Source organism: Actinomadura sp. NEAU-AAG7 (genome assembly GCF_018603865.1).
Lineage (GTDB): Bacteria > Actinomycetota > Actinomycetes > Streptosporangiales > Streptosporangiaceae > Spirillospora > Spirillospora litoris.
This window is the reverse complement of sequence record NZ_JAHFZY010000006.1, coordinates 516082-536127: the sequence shown is the minus strand read 5'-3', so window position 1 is coordinate 536127 and position 20046 is coordinate 516082. Positions and strand designations below refer to the sequence as shown.

The 20046-nt window shown below is 71.2% G+C and carries 21 protein-coding genes; 11 read left to right on the top strand and 10 right to left on the bottom strand.

Annotation, left to right across the window (positions count from 1 at the left end):
* Positions 1 to 37 precede the first annotated feature (37 nt).
* The 3 genes from KLI87_RS28900 to KLI87_RS28890 are packed head-to-tail and all read right to left on the bottom strand — an operon-like array spanning position 38 to position 2273.
* On the bottom strand, positions 38 to 1282 hold the full coding sequence (locus KLI87_RS28900; protein WP_214619463.1) for an RNA polymerase sigma factor: 1245 nt from the start codon (positions 1280 to 1282) through the stop codon (positions 38 to 40).
* Complete coding sequence (locus KLI87_RS28895) at positions 1279 to 1602, bottom strand: YciI family protein (protein ID WP_214619462.1); 324 nt, start codon at positions 1600 to 1602, stop codon at positions 1279 to 1281. Before KLI87_RS28895 ends, KLI87_RS28900 begins: the two co-directional genes overlap by 4 nt.
* Before the next feature lie 35 nt (positions 1603 to 1637).
* Positions 1638 to 2273: a dihydrofolate reductase family protein gene (locus KLI87_RS28890; protein ID WP_214619461.1), complete on the bottom strand. Its 636-nt coding sequence runs from the start codon at positions 2271 to 2273 to the stop codon at positions 1638 to 1640.
* A 169-nt stretch (positions 2274 to 2442) separates the two neighbouring features.
* Between KLI87_RS28890 and KLI87_RS28885 the strand changes: the two genes are divergently transcribed.
* Positions 2443 to 3015 (top strand): TetR/AcrR family transcriptional regulator, encoded by a 573-nt coding sequence (locus tag KLI87_RS28885; protein ID WP_250904306.1) that lies wholly within the window; start codon positions 2443 to 2445, stop codon positions 3013 to 3015.
* Positions 3016 to 3101: 86 nt separating this feature from the next.
* Positions 3102 to 3719 carry a DUF4865 family protein gene (locus tag KLI87_RS28880; RefSeq protein WP_214619459.1) on the top strand — a complete coding sequence of 206 codons (618 nt, stop codon included), beginning with the start codon at positions 3102 to 3104 and terminating at the stop codon, positions 3717 to 3719.
* Positions 3720 to 3736: 17 nt separating this feature from the next.
* On the opposite strand, the gene pntB is transcribed toward KLI87_RS28880, so the two are convergent.
* The 3 genes from pntB to KLI87_RS28865 form a co-directional block, all read right to left on the bottom strand.
* Entirely contained in the window at positions 3737 to 5191 is a 1455-nt protein-coding gene (gene pntB, locus KLI87_RS28875; RefSeq protein ID WP_214619458.1) for a Re/Si-specific NAD(P)(+) transhydrogenase subunit beta, read from the bottom strand.
* A 3-nt stretch (positions 5192 to 5194) separates the two neighbouring features.
* Positions 5195 to 6727 carry a Re/Si-specific NAD(P)(+) transhydrogenase subunit alpha gene (locus KLI87_RS28870; RefSeq protein ID WP_214619457.1) on the bottom strand — a complete coding sequence of 511 codons (1533 nt, stop codon included), beginning with the start codon at positions 6725 to 6727 and terminating at the stop codon, positions 5195 to 5197.
* Positions 6728 to 7025: 298 nt separating this feature from the next.
* Positions 7026 to 7571: a TetR/AcrR family transcriptional regulator gene (locus tag KLI87_RS28865; protein ID WP_156216428.1), complete on the bottom strand. Its 546-nt coding sequence runs from the start codon at positions 7569 to 7571 to the stop codon at positions 7026 to 7028.
* A gap of 95 nt (positions 7572 to 7666) precedes the next feature.
* Here KLI87_RS28865 and KLI87_RS28860 point away from each other — a divergent pair, with 95 nt between their 5' ends.
* Together KLI87_RS28860 and rox are read left to right on the top strand one after the other, a co-directional pair.
* Entirely contained in the window at positions 7667 to 8893 is a 1227-nt protein-coding gene (locus tag KLI87_RS28860; protein ID WP_308166272.1) for an MFS transporter, read from the top strand.
* Between the two features lie 313 nt (positions 8894 to 9206).
* Positions 9207 to 10622: a rifampin monooxygenase gene (rox, locus tag KLI87_RS28855; RefSeq protein ID WP_308166271.1), complete on the top strand. Its 1416-nt coding sequence runs from the start codon at positions 9207 to 9209 to the stop codon at positions 10620 to 10622.
* 123 nt (positions 10623 to 10745) lie between these two features.
* On the opposite strand, the gene KLI87_RS28850 is transcribed toward rox, so the two are convergent.
* Positions 10746 to 12248 carry an MFS transporter gene (locus tag KLI87_RS28850; RefSeq protein ID WP_214619454.1) on the bottom strand — a complete coding sequence of 501 codons (1503 nt, stop codon included), beginning with the start codon at positions 12246 to 12248 and terminating at the stop codon, positions 10746 to 10748.
* A 114-nt stretch (positions 12249 to 12362) separates the two neighbouring features.
* Here KLI87_RS28850 and KLI87_RS28845 point away from each other — a divergent pair, with 114 nt between their 5' ends.
* Positions 12363 to 12983 (top strand): TetR family transcriptional regulator, encoded by a 621-nt coding sequence (locus KLI87_RS28845; RefSeq protein ID WP_214619453.1) that lies wholly within the window; start codon positions 12363 to 12365, stop codon positions 12981 to 12983.
* Positions 12984 to 13068: 85 nt separating this feature from the next.
* Here the strand turns inward: KLI87_RS28845 and KLI87_RS28840 are convergent, their stop codons facing one another.
* On the bottom strand, positions 13069 to 13419 hold the full coding sequence (locus KLI87_RS28840; RefSeq protein ID WP_214619452.1) for a helix-turn-helix domain-containing protein: 351 nt from the start codon (positions 13417 to 13419) through the stop codon (positions 13069 to 13071).
* Positions 13420 to 13497: 78 nt separating this feature from the next.
* On the opposite strand from KLI87_RS28840, the gene KLI87_RS28835 reads away from it, so the two are divergent.
* The 4 genes from KLI87_RS28835 (at position 13498) to KLI87_RS28820 (ending at position 16302) form a co-directional block, all read left to right on the top strand.
* Complete coding sequence (locus KLI87_RS28835; RefSeq protein WP_214619451.1) at positions 13498 to 14346, top strand: MBL fold metallo-hydrolase; 849 nt, start codon at positions 13498 to 13500, stop codon at positions 14344 to 14346.
* Positions 14346 to 15344: a zinc-binding alcohol dehydrogenase family protein gene (locus KLI87_RS28830; RefSeq protein ID WP_214619450.1), complete on the top strand. Its 999-nt coding sequence runs from the start codon at positions 14346 to 14348 to the stop codon at positions 15342 to 15344. Before KLI87_RS28835 ends, KLI87_RS28830 begins: the two co-directional genes overlap by 1 nt.
* Before the next feature lie 37 nt (positions 15345 to 15381).
* Positions 15382 to 15855 carry an NUDIX hydrolase gene (locus KLI87_RS28825; RefSeq protein ID WP_308166269.1) on the top strand — a complete coding sequence of 158 codons (474 nt, stop codon included), beginning with the start codon at positions 15382 to 15384 and terminating at the stop codon, positions 15853 to 15855.
* Positions 15856 to 15918: 63 nt separating this feature from the next.
* Positions 15919 to 16302: a hypothetical protein gene (locus KLI87_RS28820; RefSeq protein WP_214619449.1), complete on the top strand. Its 384-nt coding sequence runs from the start codon at positions 15919 to 15921 to the stop codon at positions 16300 to 16302.
* Positions 16303 to 16320: 18 nt separating this feature from the next.
* Here the strand turns inward: KLI87_RS28820 and KLI87_RS28815 are convergent, their stop codons facing one another.
* A complete protein-coding gene (locus tag KLI87_RS28815) occupies positions 16321 to 16974 on the bottom strand; it encodes a TetR/AcrR family transcriptional regulator (protein ID WP_250904305.1) in 654 nt (217 codons plus the stop codon).
* 116 nt (positions 16975 to 17090) lie between these two features.
* Here KLI87_RS28815 and KLI87_RS28810 point away from each other — a divergent pair, with 116 nt between their 5' ends.
* On the top strand, positions 17091 to 18032 hold the full coding sequence (locus KLI87_RS28810; RefSeq protein ID WP_214619447.1) for an alpha/beta hydrolase: 942 nt from the start codon (positions 17091 to 17093) through the stop codon (positions 18030 to 18032).
* Between the two features lie 449 nt (positions 18033 to 18481).
* On the opposite strand, the gene KLI87_RS28805 is transcribed toward KLI87_RS28810, so the two are convergent.
* On the bottom strand, positions 18482 to 19093 hold the full coding sequence (locus tag KLI87_RS28805; protein WP_214619446.1) for a DUF2867 domain-containing protein: 612 nt from the start codon (positions 19091 to 19093) through the stop codon (positions 18482 to 18484).
* Positions 19094 to 19195: 102 nt separating this feature from the next.
* Between KLI87_RS28805 and KLI87_RS28800 the strand changes: the two genes are divergently transcribed.
* Complete coding sequence (locus KLI87_RS28800) at positions 19196 to 19765, top strand: TetR/AcrR family transcriptional regulator (protein WP_214619445.1); 570 nt, start codon at positions 19196 to 19198, stop codon at positions 19763 to 19765.
* Positions 19766 to 20046 lie beyond the last annotated feature (281 nt).

The window sequence follows — 20046 nt, the reverse complement described above, 5'->3', positions numbered from 1 at the left end:
AGAACCCCGTCCTCGCCGACGCCCGCACGCGTCGCGGTCAGTGCGGTTGATCGCGGCGGCGGGTCAGGTAGGCGGTCTCGGCGGTGTTGCCCGCCAGGTCGATGGCCTTGTCGTACGCCGCGCGCGCCTGCCGGCTCCGGCCCAGGCGGCGCAGCAGGTCGGCGCGGGTGGCGTGGTAGGCGTGGTAGCCGGACAGCGTGTCCCCAAGACGGTCCACGGCCGCCAGTGCCACCTGCGGGCCGTCCAGTTCGGCGACCGCGACGGCCCGGTTGAGGGCGATGATCGGCGAGGAGTCGAGGCGGACGAGCTGGTCGTAGAGGGCGAGGACCTGCGTCCAGTCCGTGTCGCGGACGTCGCGGGCGGAGGTGTGCACGGCGTTGATCGCCGCCAGGATCTGGTAGCGGCCCGGAGCCGTCCCCGCCGCGGCGGCGGCGAGGCGCCCGCGTACCAGGCGGTGCCCCTCGGCGATCAGCGAGGCATCCCAGGCACCACGGTCCTGCTCGGCCAGCGGGACCAGTTGCCCGTCGGCCGAGACCCGGGCGGTGCCGCGGGCCTCGGTGAGCAGCATCAGTGCCAGCAGTCCGGCCGCCTCGCCGTCGTCCGGCATGAGGGCGCGGATCAGCCGGGCGAGCCGGATCGCCTCGGCGGTCAGGCCGGGACGTAGCGGGTCGGTGCCGGGGCCGGTCGCCAGGTAGCCCTCGTTGAACACCAGGAACAGGACGGCGAGCACCCCGGACACGCGCGCCGGGAGGTCCTCCGCCGACGGCACCCGATACGGGACGCGGGCCGCCTTGATCTTGGCCTTCGCGCGGGTGATCCGCTGTTCCATGGCGGTCTCCCGCACCAGGAAGGCGCGGGCGATCTCGGGCACGGTCAGACCGCCGACCATGCGCAGCGTCAACGCCACGCGGGCCTGCACGGCCAGCGCGGGATGGCAGCAGGTGAAGATCAGCCGGAGCCGGTCGTCGTCGATGGCGCCGACGGTCTCGGGCGGGCCGTCGTAGACCATCTGAGCCTCCCTGTGCTTGTCGTCGCGCTTGTTCTCGCGCCGGATCCGGTCGATGGCCTTGCGGGCGGCGGTGGTGGTCAGCCAGGCGCCGGGGTTGGGCGGGACGCCCTCGGCCGGCCATCGCCGGACGGCGGTCGCGAACGCCTCGGCGGCCGCCTCCTCGGCGATGTCGAGGTCACCGAAACGCCTGGTCAGACCGGCGACCACCCGGGCCCACTCCTCATGGTGCGCCCGTGTGAGCGCCGCCTGGACGTCGATCGCCGGACTCCTCACAGGAACGGCCGCACCTCGACCTTCCGGTTGCAGGCCCTCGACCCGTCGGCGGCGAGCCTGAGCGCCACGTCCAGGTCGGGCGCCTCGATGATCCAGAAGCCGGCGAGGTACTCCTTGGACTCCAGGAACGGTCCGTCGGTGACCAGCGCCTCCCCGTCCCGGTTGTCGACGACGGTGGCCGTCTCGGGGGCGGCGAGGCCGCCGGCGAAGACCCAGTGGCCCCCGGTGTGGAGCCGGTCGTTGAACACGTCGATCGCGGCTTGCTCGTCCGGGGTGGCGAGCGTGGGCCGGTCGTGGACGACGGACATCAGGTACCGCATCTCAAGATCACCTCCTGTGGCGTCATGCCCCTTGTCTACCGGCTTGCCGCCTCGGTCGACGGGTAGGTCGGGCGTCCGGCCGGCCGGTAGAGCTGCGTCGTCACGCCCCTGGAGTCGACGCGCGACTCGACCAGGTCGAGCGCGAGATCCGGGCCGGTCTCAGGGAACAGCCTCGTGCCCTGGCCTAGGATCACCGGGACCACGATCAGGGTCATCTCGTCCACCAGGTCGTGCTCCAGCAGCGACCGGACCAGGGTGCCGCTGCCGTGCACCTGCACCTCGCCCCCCGGCCGGGCCTTCAACTCCCGGACGGCCGCCGCGACGTCCCCGGACAGGACGGTGGTCTCCGCCCACTCCGGGTCGGTGAGCGTGGTCGACGCCACGTACTTGGGGGCGGTGTTCAGCGCCCGCCAGACGGGCTCCCAACCGGGGACGTCCCGGGCCGTCCAGGAACCCCACGAACCGGCGAACAGCTCGTAGGTCCGGCGGCCGAACAGGAACGCGTCCGCGCGCTGGTAGGTCCGGTTGATAAGGGCGTCGGTCTCCGCGTCACCCCTCCCCAGGGCCCAGCCGCCGCGCACGAACCCGTTCCTGCGGTCCTCCTCCGACGCGCCGCCGTTGCCCTGCACCACCCCGTCGACGGTGACCTGGGTCATGGTCGTCAGCTTCATGATCGCGGATCCTTCACCTCTGCGCCGCCCCCCGTGGGCGGCCTCACCCCTGCTACGAACACCACCACCCCGATCCGACACCTCCTCCCGGATTTCTCTGAAGAAATTTCCAGGACGCCTGTCGCCGACGATCCGCAATCCTGTACCTACGAGTATGTACACTGCTCGCATGAGCACTGCGGACCGCCTGATCGAGAGCACTCGCGAGCTGCTCTGGGAGCGCGGCTACGTCGGCACCAGCCCCAAGGCGATCCAGCAGCGGGCCGGGGCCGGGCAGGGCAGCATGTACCACCACTTCACCGGCAAGCCGGATCTGGCGCTCGCCGCGATCCGGCGGACCGCCGAGGAGATGTGCGCCAAGGCCGAGGAGCTGCTCTCCGCGCCGGGGACCGCCATGGACCGCGTCGCCGCGTACCTCCACCGGGAGCGGGACGCTCTCAAGGGCTGCCCGATAGGCCGCCTCACCCAGGACCCCGACGTCATGGCCGACCCCGCGTTGCGGGCCCCGGTCGACGAGACCCTCGCCTGGCTGCGAGAAAGCCTTGCCCAGGTGCTGGAGGAGGGGCGCGAGCGCGGCGAACTGGATGCCGCGCTGGACCCGCGCGCGACCGCCGCGACGATCGTCGCGACCTTGCAGGGCGCCTACGTCCTGGCCCGTGCCGCCGGTTCCGTGCGGCCGTTCGACCAGGCGATCACCGGGGTGCTGGGCCTTCTGACCGCCCATGTCCGCCCTGCCGGGTAGAGAGGGCCCGTCCATTCACGCCGGTCTTCCGTACCGCGCCGCCCGACCTGTCCGCTGATAGCCCACAAGGAAAGGCAGCAGCGTCCGTGTATGCGAAGCAGTACGAGCTCACCCTGCCCGCCGACTACGACATGCAGATCATCCGCAAGCGGGTCGCCGAGGGCGGGCACGTCCTCGACCATCGGGCCGGGCTGGGGCTGAAGGCGTATGCCATCCGGGAACGCGGCATCGACGGCTCACCGGTCAACCAGTACGCCCCCTTCTATTTGTGGAACGACACCGGCGCGATGGCGCGATTCCTCGTCGGCGGGGGAGGGTTCCAGAACATCGTCCGCGACTTCGGCCGCCCCGTCGTCCGGCACTGGACGGGCATCGCCTACCATGCCGGTCCCGCCCGTGCGGCACTTCCCCGGGCGGCCTCGCGCCGCCTCACCTCGATACCCTCCGACCCCGACCTGGACGGCACCGGGCTGGGCCTCTCCGAACTGATCGAGTGGGAGGCCGGACAACTGCGGCGGCTCTCCGGCCATGACGGTATCCACACCGCCGCGCTGGCCGTCGATCCCCGGCATTGGCAACTGGTGCGGTTCGTGGTGTGGGCGGACTCCTCCGCACCGGACGAGGAGGCGACCGAGCACTACGAGGTTCTGCACCTCTCCGCCCCCGGGCTGCGGAATCTGCCCGAGGGGCGGAGCTGGTGCTGACCACCGCGCCGAGCTGATCAGGATCGCGAGGCGGTCGCCAGGGGAGTGGCGTGCTGGAGGGCCTGGAGAATGTCGTTGACCCTTTCCTTGGCGTCGCCGAAGAGCATCTGGGTGTTGTCGCGGAAGAACAGCGGGTTCTGGACGCCGGCGTACCCCGTGGCCATGGAGCGCTTGAACACGACGACCCGGGCGGCGTTCCAGACCTCCAGGACGGGCATTCCGGCGATGGGGCTCGTGGGGTCGTCTTCGGCGGCGGGGTTGACGATGTCGTTGGCGCCGATCACCAGGACCACGTCGGCGGCGTCGAAGTCGTCGTTGATCTCGTCCATCTCCAGCACCAGGTCGTAGGGCACCTTGGCCTCGGCGAGCAGCACGTTCATGTGTCCGGGCAGGCGGCCGGCGACCGGGTGGATGCCGAACCTGACCTGGACGCCGCGCTCCCGCAGCCGCTCGGTCAGCGCGGCGACCGGGGCCTGCGCCTGGGCGACGGCCATGCCGTAGCCGGGGGTGATGATCACCGAGGAGGCCCCGGCGAGCGCCTCGGCGGTCTCCTCGGCGGTGATCTCCCGGTGCCGGCCCTGGTCGGCGCCGGACGCGGCGGGCGCTTCGAGCCCGAAACCGCCGGCGATGACCGAGATGAACGAGCGGTTCATCGCCTTGCACATGATGGCCGACAGGTAGGCGCCGGAGGAGCCCACGAGCGCGCCGACGATGATCAGAAGGTCATTGCCGAGCAGGAACCCGGACGCGGCGGCCGCCCATCCCGAATAGCTGTTGAGCATGGAGACCACCACCGGCATGTCGCCGCCGCCGATGGAGGCGACCAGGTGCCAGCCGAGCAGCAGCGCCACCGCCGTGACCGCGACGAGCGCCCACGCCTGGGGTTCGACGACGAAGACGACGGTGAGCGCGACGAAGGCGGCGAGCGCGGCGACGTTGAGCAGGTTCTTGCCCGGCAGCATCAGCGGCGCGGACTTCAGCCTGCCCGACAGCTTCCCGAACGCCACGACCGAGCCGGTCAGGGTGACGGCGCCGATGAACACGCCGATGAAGACCTCGGCGCTGTGGATGCCGAGCATGTCCTCGCGGGCGAGCGAGGCCGCCTCCGTCCCGTCGGGGTGGCGTTCGACGTGCAGGTAGCCGCTCCAGCCGACCAGGACGGCGGCCAGCCCGACGAAGCTGTGCAGCAGCGCGATGAGCTCGGGCATCGCGGTCATCTCCACCGCGCGGGCCCGGTTCAGGCCGATCAGCGCGCCGACCGCGATCGCCGCGACCAGCAGCCCGAACGCGGGCGCGTCGATGCCGTCGTCGATGGTGAGCGCGATGGTGGCGGCGAGCGCCACGGCCATGCCGAGCATGCCGTAGGTGTTGCCCAGGCGCGCGGACTCGTGCCGGGACAGCCCGGCCAGCGCGCGGATGAAGAACAGCGCCGCGACGATGTACGCCGCGGTCGCGGAGGTCGCGATCGTCATCGGCTAGCTCCTGACGAACATGGCGAGCATGCGGCGGGTGACCGCGAATCCGCCGAAGACGTTGATGCTCGCGAGCAGGATCGCCGCGAGGGAGAGCACGGTGATCGCCGCGTTTCCGGCGCTGATCTGCACCAGCGCTCCGACCACGATGATCCCGGAGATCGCGTTGGTCACCGACATCAGCGGGGTGTGCAGCGCGTGGTGCACGTTCCCGATGACGTAGTAGCCGATCACGATGGCCAGCGCGAACACGGTCAGGTGCACCTGCAGCGCCGCGGGCGAGAGCGCGACCAGGCCGAACAGCCCGGCGGCCGCGGCCGCGGCGGCGAGCCGGCGCAGCGCCGGGTTCGCCGCGCGGGACGGGGCCTCCCTCTCGGCCTCCCGCTCCACCGGTGGGGCCGCGACCGGCGCCGCCGACACCGCCACCGGGGGAGGCGGCCAGGTGAGTTCACCCTCGCGGACGACGGTCATCGAGCGTTGCACGACGTCGTCGAAGTCCAGGACGAGCGCGCCGTCCCGCTGCGGGGTCATCAGCTTCATCAGGTTGAGCAGGTTGGTGCCGTACAGCTGCGACGCCTGCGCGGGCAGCCGTCCGGCCAGGTCGGTGTAGCCGAGGATGACCACGCCGTTCGCGGTGACCACCCGCTCGCCGGGGACCGTACCCTCGACGTTTCCGCCGTTGGCGGCGGCCATGTCCACGATCACCGAGCCCGGACGCATCGTCGCCACCATCTCGGCGGTGATCAGCTTCGGCGCGGGCCTGCCGGGGATGAGCGCGGTGGTGACGATGATGTCGACGTCGCGGCACTGGTCGGCGTAGAGCGCGGCGGCGCGGACGTTGTAGTCGTCCGACATCTCCTTGGCGTAGCCGGTGTCGGGGGCGTCGTCCGGCCGGGCCTCGGCGACGGCGAGGTAGTCGCCGCCGAGCGAGCGCACCTGGTCGGCGACCTCCGGCCGCGGGTCGGTGGCGCGGACGATCGCGCCCAGGCTGCCCGCCGCGCCGATCGCCGCGAGCCCGGCGACGCCGGCCCCCGCGACCAGCACCTTCGCCGGCGGCACCTTGCCCGCCGCGGTCACCTGGCCGGTGAAGAACCGCCCGAACTCGTGCGCGGCCTCGATGACCGCCCGGTAGCCCGCGATGTTGGCCATCGAGGACAGGACGTCGAAGGACTGCGCGCGGGAGATCCGCGGGACGGCGTCCAGGGAGAGCGCCGTGATGGGGCGCTTGGCGAGTTCCTCGACGAACTCCGGATCGAGCCGGGGGTTCAGCAGGGCGATCAGCGTGGTGCCCGGTCGCAGCGCGTCCAGCCGCTCGGGGGAGGGCGGGTTGACACCCAGCACGATGTCCGCGGCGGTCGCGGACCCCACGGCCGCGCCGGCGGCCTCATAGCGGTCGTCGGGGAAGCCCGCCCCGGCTCCGGCACCGGGCTCGACGACCACCTCGTACCCGAGTTTCTGCAGTTCGGTAACGGTGTCCGGGGTCACCGCCACCCGCTGTTCGCCGGGCGGATCCTCCTTGAGAACTCCGATGATCATGACAACCACCTCACATCTCGTGCGCGTCAGCGGTCTGCGGTCGCAGGACGGGGCACCGCGCCGCCGGGCCGGGGTGCCCGCCTGCCAGCGCGGCGCGCGAGCGAGCGGACGGCGTCGGATATCTCGGCATCAAGGTAATTCTGCCGCGCGCTCGACCGCTTCCGCTTTGCGCTGTGTGCCAGTCTTGGCCCTGAATGTTTGGGTACTTGAGATAGTCCCGCTGCGGGCGGTGACGGCGGGGACACGTTGCGACCTGCGGTGGGCCGGGCGCCGCCCGCACCCGAGGGCGACCCTGCCGCTATCCGGCGTTGGCGAGGAGGGTCTCGGCGATCGCGCGGGCCCGGCGCGCGGGCTCGGGGGTCCGGAGGCGCTGCGCGGTCACGATCGCCCCGTCCAGCAGCAGGACGAACTGCTCGGCGAGTTCGGCGTGCTCGGCGTACCCGGCCTTGGCGAGCAGCCCGTCGACGTAGCCGGTGACCGCGCGCTTGTGGTCCTCGGCGAGCGAGTAGACCGCGTGGTCGGTGTCGGCGATCTCGGCCATCGCGTTGATGAACGAGCAGCCGCGGTAGTCGTCGCCGAAGCCCGCCTCCAGCGCGTCGAAGACGGCCAGGGGCTCGTCGCCGCGCGCGGCGACGTCCTCGGCCAGGGCGCGGCGCCAGGTCTCGTCCCGCTCCCGCAGGAACGCCGCCACCAGGTCGTCCTTGCTGGCGAAGTGGCGGTAGAAGGACGCCCGGCCCACGCCGGACCGCTCCAGCAGGCGCTCCACCCCGACCGCGTGGATGCCCTCGGCGTAGAAGAGGTCCTCGGCGGCCTGGACGAGGCGTTCGCGGGCTCGTGTCGGCATACCGCCGAGAGTACCGCGACTTGACCCAAAACGGAACCGATCAGTACCGTACCGGGCAGTCAATGGAACCGATCGGTACCGTTTTGGAGGTCCTGGTGGCCGATGACGGACGGACGCGGCACGCCCGCTGGAGCGTGCTCGCCCTCGGACTCGGAGTCTTCGCGGTCGGGACGGACGAGTTCGTCCTCGCCGGCATGCTGCCCCTGCTCGGCGACACCTTCGACATCTCGATCGCGGCGGCCGGGCAGGTGGTCACCGCGTTCGCGCTGGTCTGCGCGCTGCTGGCGCCGGTCCTCGGCACGCTGACCGCCCGCTGGCCGCGGCGCCGCATCCTGCTGCTCGCGCTCGGCGTCTACCTGGCGGGCAACGCCGCCACCGCGCTCGCGCCGAGCTTCCCCGCGCTGGTGGCCGCGCAGATGGTCGCCGCTGTGGGGGCCGGACTGTTCGTACCGGCGGCGTCGGTGACCGCGGCGGCACTGGTCCCCGCCGAGCGCCGGGGCCGGGCGATCGCCGCGGTCATGACCGGCTTCACCGCCGCCACCGCCCTGGGCGCCCCCATCGGGACCGTCCTCGGCGGGACGCTGGGATGGCGCGCGACGGTGTGGTTCCTGGCCGCCCTCGCCGTCCTCGGCATCGGGACCGTGTCGGCGGTGATCCCCAAGCGGATCACCGCCCCGGCGCCCGAGGGCCTCGGCGAGCGGCTGCGCCCGCTGCGCGACCCGCGCGCGCTCGCCCTGATGGGCACCACGCTGGTCGGCTTCACCGCCGTCTACATCCCCTACACCTACATCTCCGCCGTCTTCGAACCCGCGACCGGCGGAGACGCCGACCGGCTGGCCCTGCTGCTGTTCGTCTTCGGCCTGGTCGGCACGGTGGCCAACTACGCGGGCGGGACGCTGGCCGACCGGCTCGGCGGGCGCGCGGTCGCGTCCGGCGCGATCGTCCTGCTCGTCGCGGCGCTGCTGGTGATGCCCCTGACCACGGACTCCTTCGCCGCGGCGACCGTGATGGTGGTCGCCTACGGAATCCCGGCCTGGGCGCTGACGACCCCCCAGCAGCACCGGCTGATCGCGTTGGATCCGGCCTCGGCCTCGGTCTATGTCTCCCTCAACGCCGCCATCCTCTACCTGGCCATCTCCCTGTCGGGCATGGCCGGTGCGGTCGGCATCGGCTGGCTCGGCGCCGACCGGCTCGCCCCGGCCGCGGCCGTGGTCGCCCTGCTCGCCCTGGGCCTGTCCGAACTGGCCCACCGCCTCGCCGGGCCCCCGGCCGAAACGCTTGCGGGAGGGACGCCCGTCGATCACGCGATGGACAAGCGATGACCGGCGGACGAGGGCGTGACGCCACCGCGCTCCCAGCGCGGCACCGTGAAAAGGAGTGGACGGGATGACGAGCGTGCTTGTAGCTTCCAGTTGGCCGTGACACCGCCCGAGGAGGTGAGACCCATGAACGCAGTAACGACGTGGGTGCTCCCCTTCCGGTCGCGGTTGGGCGATTGACGTAGGTGTCGCCGGGAGCGCCTCACCATCAGGGCACTCCCGAAAGGCAACACCTATGCACGCTTCGCGATCCACCGCCCGGCCGTCGTCGAACGACACGGCCGAGCGCGACGTCCGCGCGCCCCTCGGCCACGACGTGATCATCGCTGGCTGCGGGCCGACCGGTGCGATGCTGGCCGCCGAACTGCGGCTGCACGATGTGCGGGTCCTCGTCGTGGAGAAGGAGACCGAGCCCGCCTCGTTCGTCCGCATCGTCGGCCTGCATATCCGCAGTCTCGAACTGATGGCGATGCGCGGCCTGCTGGAGCGCGTTCTCGAACACGGACGGCGGCGTCCGGCCGGAGCCTATTTCGCGGCCATCAGCAAACCCGCCCCCGCGGGCCTGGACTCCGCCTACGCCTATCTGCTGGGAATCCCGCAGCCGGTCGTCGAGCGCCTGCTCGAAGAACACGCGGTCGGGCTGGGCGCGCAGGTCAGGCGTGGTCGCGCGGTGACCGGTCTCGTCCAGGACGAGGAGGGCGTGACCGTCGAACTGGCCGGCGGAGAACGGCTGCGGGCGCGCTATCTCGTCGGCTGTGACGGCGCACGCAGCACGGTGCGCAAACTGCTCGGCGTCGGTTTTCCCGGCGAGCCCTCACGCACCGACACGCTGATGGGCGAGATGGAGGTGCGCGCACCGCAGGAGGAGATCGCCGCCAAGGTGGCCGAAATCCGTGAGACCCACAAGGCGTTCACGCTCGGCCCCTTCGGCGGAGGGGCCTATCGCGTCGTGGTCCCCGCCGCCGGGGTCAGCGATCGCGCGGAACCGCCCACCATCGAGGACTTCAGACGGGAGCTGCGCGCCATCGCCGGAACCGATTTCGGCGTGCACTCCCCGCGCTGGCTGTCCCGCTTCGGCGACGCCACCCGGCTGGCCGACCGGTACCGGGTCGGCCGGGTGCTGCTGGCGGGCGACGCGGCGCACATCCATCCGCCCACCGGCGGTCAGGGCCTCAACCTGGGAGTTCAGGACGCATTCAACCTCGGCTGGAAACTGGCCGCGCGGATCCGCGGCTGGGCGCCGGAAACGCTCCTGGACACCTACCACGCCGAACGCCATCCGGTCGCCGCGGACGTACTGGACAACACCCGAGCCCAGATGGAACTGCAGTCCGCCGGAGCGGGCCCGCGGGCCGTGCGCAGGCTGCTCAGCGAACTGATGGACTTCGACGAGGTGAACCGCCATCTGACCGAGAAGATCAGCGCGATCGGCATCCGCTACGACTTCGGCGAGGGCCCCGACCTGCTCGGCCGCCGCCTGCACGACATCGACCTGAAACAGGGCAGTCTCTACGGTCTGCTGCGTCGCGGCCGCGGCCTGCTGCTGGACCGCACCGAACGCCTGAGCGCCGGCGGCTGGTCGGACCGGGTCGATCACCTCGCGGATTCCACGGCCGCGCTGGATGTTCCGTGCGTCCTGCTGCGCCCCGACGGCCACGTCGCCTGGATCGGTGACGATCAGCAGGAGCTGGACGGCCACCTCGCCCGCTGGTTCGGCAGGCCCGCCGACTGATCTCGCCTGAGGGCTCGTCCCGTCCAGGAGGCCGACCGGTTCGGCCTCCTGGACGGGCTGGTCGTCCGCAACCACATGCGTCAAGGCGATGCGGCGAGCCCCGCCAGCCCTCGACGCGCCCGGTCAGGTGACCTTGGTGGGCGCGGGGGAGTCCGCCGCGCCCACCTCCGCGGCGACGCGTCTGCGCGGCTGGGCCAGTGCGGCGGCTATGGCCACCGTGCCGACGACGCACACGGCGGCCGTCCCGTACAGCGCGATGTGCAGGGCATCGGTGAATCCTGCGGCCGGCGCGCCGGAGGCACCGCCGGTGACGTCTCCGGCGGCGACCCGCACGGCCAGTTCCTTGGAGCCGACGCGACCGCTGATCAGGCTGACCAGGACGGCGCCGTAAACGGCGATGACAATGGCTTCGCTGCCGATGCGCATGGTGTTGAGAAAGCCGGTCGCCATTCCGGCCCGTTCGGGTTCGACGAGGCTCATCGCCGCTCCGTCCCCCACGCCGAACGACAGGCCGGCGCCCAGCCCGACCATCAGCAGCGGCCCGGCGATGACGGCGACGGACGTGGACGGGCCGATCACGGTGAGCCAGGCGTTGCCGCCCGCGAACAACGCCAGGGAAAGCGTGATCAGTGCGCGGGGCGATACGCCCCGGTTCACCAGCCCGCCGGCCAGCGGCGGGGCCAGCAGCACCGGCGCGGTCATCAGCAGCAGCACCGTCCCGGCGCGCTGCGGGGACAGGCCGCTCGCCCCGACCAGGTAGGTGGGCAGGTAGGTCAGCAGCGTCACGAAGCCGAACGTCGAGACGACGGGCACCATGCACAACGCGAGGAACCGGCGGTTCTTCGCCAGCGACAGGTCGAGGAGCGGCGCGGCGGAACGCGCCTGCAGAACGACGAAGGCCACCAGCAGCCCCACACCGGCGGCCAGCAGAGCCACCACGCCGGGGCTCGTCCACCCCCACTCCGGACCCTGGACCGCACCCAGGACCAGCGCGCCCAACCCGGCGACGAACACCACCGCACCGGTCACGTCCAGCCGGGGGCGCTCCGCGGCGCGCGACTCGGCCACGTAGCCCACCCCGGCCAGCGCCACGGCCACCAAGGCGGCGTGCGTCCCGAAGGTGGCGCGCCAGCCCAGCGCTCCGACCAGCCAGCCCGACAGCGTCGGCCCGGCCGCCAGACCGAGCCCGGCGGCGCTGCCCAGCGCCGCGAACGCGCGGGTGCGCGCCGCGCCGTCGAAGGTGGTGGCGAGGATCGCGCCGCCGCTGGCGAACACCCCGGCCGAGCCGATGCCCGACAGGGCTCGCGCCGCGTCCAGCAGGGCGATGCCTGGGGCGGCGGCCGCGGCCAGCGAGCCGACGGCGAACAGCCCCGCGCCGGCCACGAACGTCCGGCGGCGCCCCACCAGGTCGGCCGTGGAGCCGGCGACCAGCGTGAACGAGGCGAACGTCAGGTTGTAGGCGTTCATGACCCACTGGAGAGGGGCACCGGCGGTGCGCAGGTCCGCGCCGATGTCGGGCAGCGCCACGGCCGCCCCGGAGATCGACATCGGCACGGTGAGGAAGGCGAGCATCACCACCGCGAGCGTGATCGTTGGACGGGGGCGTCCGGCGGGTCCGGTCGTCACGAGTTCGGGCTCCTTCAGGGCAGGATCGACGGCCAATCAGCCACCAAGGCGACAGTGCCACTGAGTGGCACTAGCTGTCAAAGGGCAATAGCCCCCAGGTGGTAGCCTCGTGGTGTGAGTGATGACCTGCGCGACCTGCCGCTGCGCGAGCGCAAGAAGGCGCGCACTCGCCGAGCCCTGGCCGAGACCGCTCTCCGCCTGTTCACCGAACGCGGATACGACGCCACCACGCTGGACGACCTGTGCGACGCGGTGGAGGTTTCCAGGCGCACCTTTTTCCGCAACTACCGGTCCAAGGAGGACGTCGCGCTGGCCGCCGACAGCGACCTGTGGTCGGCCTATCTCGACGATGTGGCGGCGCGGGAGATGAACGGCCCGGTGATAGAGGCCCTCCGCGTCACCTTGGCCACCACCTTGAGCGCCATGGACGACGACTGGGAGCGCCGTTTCCTGGCCGCCCGCGAATTGTCGGAAGCCGTCCCCGCCTTGCAGGCGCACAGCCTCGGCTACTGCCAGGACACCACTCGGGCCCTGGTCGCGGTGGTGAGCGGCCGCTCCGACGCCGGCGTCGAGGAATGGCGCCTCCGCCTGGCCGTGGAGATATTCGTCGCCGCCTGGCGCACGGCCTCCCTGCGCTGGACGGCGCAGGGCGGCCGAGGGGACCGCGGCGCACTGATGGAACTGGTCGAGGAGACCTTCGCCGCGATCCCCGCCGCGCTCACCGCCACCGCCTAGCGATCACGCTTCGTAGTTCTTCGGCGAGGGCCGATGATGTCGGCCCGCGGTGCTCATCGACGCCCGCTGGATGCGGCTGACGGCGTCAGGACTCGGCCGGAAGCTCGACCCACTCCAGCGCCCACCGGTTGAGGTCGAGCAGCACCCGGCCGAGCGCGGCCCCCTTCTCGGTCAGCCGGTATTCGATGCGCACCGGGGTGGCGGGCTCCACGCTGCGCTCGACGAGCCCGTCGGCCTCAAGATCCTTCAACCGCTGCGACAGCAGCTTGTGGGTCATGTCCGGAACGGCGGCCGCGATGTCGCTGAACCGGGTGGCGCCGCCGAGCAGCGCGCGCAGCACGGTCGCGGCCCAGCGGCGGCCGATCATGTCCATCGCCGCGGCGTAGTACGGGCAGTACGGCCGGAGGTGCTCGATGTCCAGCTCGCGATGTGACATGGTCCACTTCCCGGATCTACTATCTTTAGGATACCTTCCATCCTTATGATACAACATGATCCACTAAGGAGTAAGGCGATGCCCGAGTCGAGCCCGGCGACGCTGTCGTACGAGGTGTTCGTGTCCGAGCCGATCCCCACCACCGGCACGCTGCCGACCGGGGCGCGCCAGCAGTGGTCTCCGCTGTCGACCACCCTGGTCTCCGGCGACACGGACGCGGTCCTGGTCGACCCGCCGTTCACGGTCGAGCAGACCCGCCGGGTCGGTGACTGGGTCGAAGGCTCCGGCAAACGGCTGACCCACATCTACATCACCCACGGCCACGGCGATCACTGGTTCGGCGCGTCCTTGCTGGCCGAGCGCTTTCCCGGAGCGCGGGTGCACGCCACCGAGGGCACCATCCGGCTCATGCACGGCTCGACGACCGGGCGGCGGAAGGCATTCTGGGAGAACCTCTTCCCTGGGCAGCTCCCCGACGTCCAGGTGATCGCGCAGGCGCTTCCGGCCGAGGGCCTCACCCTGGAGGGGCACCCGTTGCATGCGGTCGAGGTCGGGCACAGCGACTGCGACGATTCCACCGTCCTGCACGTCCCGGCGCTCGGTCTGGTCGTCGCCGGGGACGTCGCCTACAACAACGTCCACCAGTATCTCGCCGACGGCGGGCTCGACGGCGGCATCGACGCCTGGCTCCGCGCCCTCGACACCGTTCGCGCCCTGTCACCGGACGCCGTGGTCGCCGGCCACAAGGACGCCGCCCGTGCCGACGACCCGCGCATCCTCGACGAGACCGCGGAATACCTGCGCACCGCCCGCGAGGTGCTCGCCGGGAAGCCCTCGGCGCGGACGTTCTTCGACGAGATGACCCACCGCTACCCGGACCGGGTCAACCCCGGCACCGTCTGGCTCAACGCGCAGAGGCTGGCCTGATGCGCGGCGTGCGCTTCCACGAGTTCGGCGGACGGGACACCCTGCGGGTCGACCAACTGGAAGAGCCGGAATCGGGCGCCGACAACGTCGTGATCCGGATCGCCCGCGCCAGCGTCAGCCCCCTCGACGACAAGGTCCGCACCGGCGTCCTGCCCCCGTCGATGCACCGGCCGCTGCCGCTGGTGCCCGGAGCCAGTGCCGTGGGGCGCGTGGCGGAGCCCGGCCCGTCGGGGCACGCACCCGGTGCGCGCGTCCTGCTGTGCGGGTGGGGCTACGGGACGACACGCGACGGCACCTGGCGGGAACTGGCGTCCGTCCCGCCGAGCCACCTCGTCCCCATTCCCGACGACGTCAGCGACGAGGAGGCCGCCGGCCTGGTGGCCGGGGCGGGCTACCTGACCGCCTGGCTGGCGCTCACCAGGACCGCCCGGATGCGGCCGGGGCAGGTCGTCCTCGCACCCGGGATCTACGGCGCGGTCGCCTACGCCGCCGCCCAGGTGGCCCCGATCCTTGGCGCCTCGCAGGTCATCTCCACCGTCCGCGGCGCCGACCGCCTCGCCGCCGTCCCCGGCGCCGGCGCCCTCGCGGTCATCGACCTGGAGCGGGAAACGCTGGGCGCCGGGGTCGCGCGGCTGACCGGCGGCGCGGGGGTGGACATCGTTCTCGACGGCCTCGGCGGCGACCTCACCGGCCCGGCACTCGGCACGCTCCGGCGCGGGGGAGTCCTGGTCAGCATCGGCTACACCGCCGGCAGGAAGGCCGCCATCGACGTCACCGACCTCATCTGGAAGACCACGCGGGTGGAGGGCTTCCTGTTCACCGCTTTCACGCAGGAGGAACTGGCCGACACGTATCGCACCCTGCTGGGGCACCTCGCGGCCCACGAGATCACCCCCGTGATAGACCGCGTCTATCCGCTGGAAGAGGCCGCCGAGGCTCAAAGACGCGTCGTCGAAGACCGTCCTCTCGGCAGGGTGCTCCTCGACCCCCAAGCCTGATCCCGCCTCATCGGGCGGACCGGACCAGGATCGCTCGGTGCCTTGGACGGATCCCACCTCCTGGTTCGAGCGGTTGCCCGCCTGCTATCTGGCGACGGGCATGCTCCTGACCGATCCGCAGGAACACGTCCTGCTGGTGAAGACCCATTACCGGACCGACTGGGGTCTGCCCGGCGGAGTCGCGGAGGACAACGAACCTCCCCACGTCGCATGCGGTAGGGAGATTCGCGAAGAACTGGGCTTGGACCGTGCAGCCGGCCCGCTTCTGGCCGTCGACTTCGTCGCGGCTGGAAGCGGTCGGCCCCGGCCGATGATCTACCTGGTCTTCGACGGCGGCGTCCTCGACCATTCCGCTATCACGGTCCAAGAAGAGGAGATCGCCGCCTTCGTCTTCCTCCCTCCTGACAAGGCGATATCCCGTATGGCGCCCACCGCCGCCCACCGGCTGCCACGTGCACTGACAGCGCGCCACACCGGCCACGTGACCTACCAGCCCCTCAGCCCGACATAGGCAAGCGCCCCAAGACCGGGAATCTGCGGACGCCCGGAGAGTGACCGCAGGACAATACGGGACGTGGCAGATGGAGAAGTGATCGCGGCCGGCGAAGTCCCGTTCGTCATCCTCGATGGGCGAGGCACCGTCATGGCCCGCTACGAGACGGTCCGGCGTGATCAGCCCGCGCACAGCCTGAGCGATCCCGAATCCACGGCCTGGACGCTCGTCCTTGACGGCACGGAGTTCGAGGTGGTCGGCGCGGACGGGCGGCCCTGGGTGCCGATCGGCAGCGGCTGGGCCAGGGGAGACGAGCAACCGATGATCGCGCGAGCCGGAGTCGTATCCTACGAATTCTTCTACGCCCACCATCTCGGATGGCTGGCGGGCCCCGTAAAGCTGACGTTCGACGTGGACGCGATGGTCGTCGATGTTGAGAGCAACCTGAAATTCGAGGCCGACTAGGGGCGTCGGCAACTCGCCTCAGCGAATCGCGGCCTCGATCTGCGCGAGGTGCCCGGAGAGGATCTCGTCGAACGCGGCGCGGCGATCGGCCGCGAGCGGGCGGATCTCGCGCGCGAAGTGGGCCAGAGCGGGAAATTGGTCGGGGTCCGCGCCGAGGACCGCGACACGGAAGTGCTCCATGCCCTGTTCGTACTCATCGGGGGCGAGGGTGCCGATGCCGGCCTCGGAGGCGATCAGCGCGGCGAGGAGGATCACGATCCGGTGGTAGCGGGACGGGATCTCCTCATCGGGCAGGCCCGAGGCCCGCAGGGCCTGGAGCACCTCCTCCATCACCAGCCGGGAACCGGCGCCGCCCGACGCGTAGCGTCCCCAGACCACGGCGAGTTGGGGGTGCTGCCCGAACGCTTCTCGCAGGCGCAGGGCCGTGGCGGTGATCCGCTGCTTCCAGTCGCCCTCGGGGCGGTAGCCGTCCATCGCGGCCGCGAGGGTCCGGTCGGCAACCGCGCGTAGCAGCTCGGTCTTGTTGCGGAAGTGCCGGTAGAGGCTGGAGGAGTCGGTCCCGAGCGCGGCGGCGAGCTTGCGCACGCTGAACGGCTCGGTGTCGCCCGTACGCAGCAGCTCTGCCGCCGTGTCCAGGATCTCCTCGGTGGACCAACGCCTTCGGCCTGCCATCTCGCCCCTCTCGTCCGTGCTCACTCTAGGGCATGCACTTGCCGTTGCACGCGGTGCGTGCATAATGAGGACAACGCAGCGGCCGAGGGCTCTCGGCCAGGAAGGAAGAGGGAGACATGAGCGAGACCACTGATGTGCAGCGCCCGCCGGAGCCGGACCTCTCGGCGATCACCGCCGAAGAGCTGATCTCCTATCGCACCGCCGAGAACAACTGGCGGGCGTCCAGCGCGGCTCGGGCGTTCATCGGGGAACCGGACCCCGGCGCGTTGATCGAGTGGCAGGACGTCGAGCTGCCCGGTCGAGACCTTCCGGTCCGGGTGTACCGGCCGCTGGAGGCCGCGACCGACCTGCCCCTCGTGGTCCATGTCCACGGAGGCGGTTTCGTGGGGACGGCGGCGCAGTGCGACTGGACCAACAGCCATCTCGCCGCGCGGCTGCCCGCGCTCGTCGTCTCCGTCGAGCACCGCCTTGTCGCCCCGGACAGTCCGCTCCCGAACGCCGCCGCCGACGGCTGGGATGTGCTCCAGCACGTGATGCGGAACGCCTCGGAGTGGGGCGCCGACCCGACGCGCGCGGCCGTGTTCGGTGAGAGCTTCGGCGCGTTGATCAGCGCCCTGACGGCCGTCCGGGCCCGGGAGGCCGGCGTGGAGCTCAGGGCGCAGGTGCTGGTCAACCCCGCGACCGACGTGACCGAGACGATGCTCGACTACCCGTCCGTCGCCGAGTACGCCTACAGCCCGAGCCGCGCCAAGCCCCTGCTTCAGTTCTTGCGGCGGCTAGCCGTCCCGCAGGGAGTCGACGCCCGCGCGTTCTCGCCCCTGTACGCGGACGACCTGGGCGGGCTCGCTCCCGCCCTGGTCGTGGTGCCGACCCAGGACGCGGTCGCCGATCACGGCCGCCGCTACGCCGAGCGACTGCGGGCGGCCGGGACATCCGTGCAGCTCACGGAGTACCCCGGAGCGCGGCACGCGTTCCTCACCTTGCCGGGTGTGGAGCCGCAGGCGGTGGACGCCCAGGCGGAGATCTTCGAGTTCCTCCGCGTGGCCCTGGCAGCGTGACGGAGGAACGATGCACGCCGCCCTGCCGGAGATGGGGATGACGTCGCCGCCGCAGGTGAGGAGCCGGGCGAGGGCCACCTGGGCGGGAGTCGCTTCCTTGGCGACGGCTCATACGGCCCCGGGGCCCAGGCGGCCCGCTACGGCGACCACAACCTCCGCATGATCGTTCCCGCCGCCCTCATCTGGGCGACAACATGCGCGCCCTACCCGCACCCGTCCCCGATCAATAGGCCGAGGCGACACAGGGCGCTCGCCGCACTGGGCGCCGTGTGTGGTGACACCGTTATCGCGACGACGGTTCCGTACCGACCGCACCCCTAGACAACCATATCCATACACCCAACTCGGCACTTCGTGCGTACGAATGCTCTCAATGGCGAGGGGTGATGGGGGCCGCGTGAGTGAAGATGGCCCGGGTCCATTTGCGGACGCGGGCCCTCTTCATTCCGCTAAGCCCTGATGCCTGGGACGAGGCGGGCGCGGTCGCGCCATGCGCGTTCCCACTGCTGGGTCATCTTGGGGTAGACGATGAGGTACCGGAAGGGCTTGATCAGAGCCATGTAAAGGCGTCCGAATATTCCGTTGGGCTTGACCAGCGCGGCCATGTGCAGCTCGTAGTCGCCGTTCTCGCCCTGTACCCATCCCAGGTGGCACACCGTGTGCACGGTCTTGTTCGCCAGTTCCAGGGCGGACTCGTCTTCGAGGACGTACAGCCGGGTGAACGGAGTGCCGCGGATGGCCTGGCCGTCTGGGGGCACGGGCAGATCGGACGGCAGGATCTCCCGCAGCGACCTGACCCGCTTACCCAGGCTCGCCTTGGGCTTGTCCCAGCCGAGGAGGGCGCCGAGCTTCCAGCGGACGGCGAAGAGGAACCGCACCGAGAGGCCCGCGTTTCCGGGGCCGGCGAGCGCTGCGAGCGCGTCGAGCATCACCGGGAAGTCGTCCGGGCCCGCGCCAGGAGTGCGGTACCGCCACACGTCCTCCACCCGGAATCCCGGTGTGAGTTCGTGGATCCGCCATGGGCGTGAGGTGTGCTCGGTGTGCGGGAGTCGGTTCGACATGGTCTCCTCCTTGCCCACCAGCCCTATACGCTGGCGTATACATCGAGGTTAGGCTCTATATACGGGTGCGTATAGATCTTGGGGAATGAGGTGGGTCACACGGTGGGAGCCGTTCGAACGCCACAGGCCGCGTGGATCGAGGAAGGACTGCGGGCACTCGCCGCGGGCGGACCCGAGGCCGTACGGATCGAGGCGCTCGCCAAGAGCCTCGGCGTGACGAAGGGCGGCTTCTACGGGCACTTCGCCGACAGGAACGCGCTGCTGGAGGCGATGCTGGACGTCTGGGAGCGCGAGAGCATCGACGACGTGGTGGCCCGCGTCGCACACGAGGGCGGCGACGCTCGGGCCAAGATCCGGCTCGCCGGCCGGCTGACGCTGTCGGGTGACCGCCTGCTGCCGATCGACCTGGCCGTCCGGGATTGGGCGCGACGCGACGAGACGGTCTCCGAACGCCTGCGCCGCGTCGACAACCAGCGCATCACGCTGGCACGCGAAATGATCGGCACGTTCTGCTCTGATCCCGACGAGATCGAGGCGCGCAGCCTGCTGGCCTTCTGCCTGGCCATCGGCAGTCATTTCCTCGCCGCCGACCACCCGGGCCGCACCCGCGCCGAGGTCCGCGCCCGCGCCACCGACATCGTCTTGATGGACCTTCACGACGAGGACGTCTGACCGTCCCGCACCCGGCTGATCGTGTGCTCGGCTTCCGTGTTCGCCCGGCGTCGGAGGCGTGCGCGCCGGACGAGCGCCGGCTGTGGTGACGCGCTCCTAGGGGGATGCCGTCCGCGCCTTGACGAGTTCGAGGGCCATCCCGGGCATCGGAAGTGGAGCCCATCGACATGTGCTGGTGGAGGGGCACGTGTCCGGACGCGCCCCCTCGGGACTACCGAGAAATTGACCCATGATGCTTGCCGCCGAATGAACCATCTGATGGGTCTTTGGGCGCCGTAGAT

Excerpts from the sequence above, each read along its gene's own strand:
- KLI87_RS28895 (WP_214619462.1), bottom strand. The coding sequence starts at position 1,602 with ATGCGGTACCTGATGTCCGTCGTCCACGACCGGCCCACGCTCGCCACC.
- KLI87_RS28890 (WP_214619461.1), bottom strand. The coding sequence starts at position 2,273 with ATGAAGCTGACGACCATGACCCAGGTCACCGTCGACGGGGTGGTGCAG.
- KLI87_RS28885 (WP_250904306.1), top strand. The coding sequence starts at position 2,443 with ATGAGCACTGCGGACCGCCTGATCGAGAGCACTCGCGAGCTGCTCTGG.
- pntB (WP_214619458.1), bottom strand. The coding sequence starts at position 5,191 with ATGACGATCGCGACCTCCGCGACCGCGGCGTACATCGTCGCGGCGCTG.
- KLI87_RS28870 (WP_214619457.1), bottom strand. The coding sequence starts at position 6,727 with ATGATCATCGGAGTTCTCAAGGAGGATCCGCCCGGCGAACAGCGGGTG.
- KLI87_RS28865 (WP_156216428.1), bottom strand. The coding sequence starts at position 7,571 with ATGCCGACACGAGCCCGCGAACGCCTCGTCCAGGCCGCCGAGGACCTC.
- KLI87_RS28840 (WP_214619452.1), bottom strand. The coding sequence starts at position 13,419 with ATGTCACATCGCGAGCTGGACATCGAGCACCTCCGGCCGTACTGCCCG.
- KLI87_RS28835 (WP_214619451.1), top strand. The coding sequence starts at position 13,498 with ATGCCCGAGTCGAGCCCGGCGACGCTGTCGTACGAGGTGTTCGTGTCC.
- KLI87_RS28830 (WP_214619450.1), top strand. The coding sequence starts at position 14,346 with ATGCGCGGCGTGCGCTTCCACGAGTTCGGCGGACGGGACACCCTGCGG.
- KLI87_RS28815 (WP_250904305.1), bottom strand. The coding sequence starts at position 16,974 with ATGGCAGGCCGAAGGCGTTGGTCCACCGAGGAGATCCTGGACACGGCG.
- KLI87_RS28810 (WP_214619447.1), top strand. The coding sequence starts at position 17,091 with ATGAGCGAGACCACTGATGTGCAGCGCCCGCCGGAGCCGGACCTCTCG.
- KLI87_RS28805 (WP_214619446.1), bottom strand. The coding sequence starts at position 19,093 with ATGTCGAACCGACTCCCGCACACCGAGCACACCTCACGCCCATGGCGG.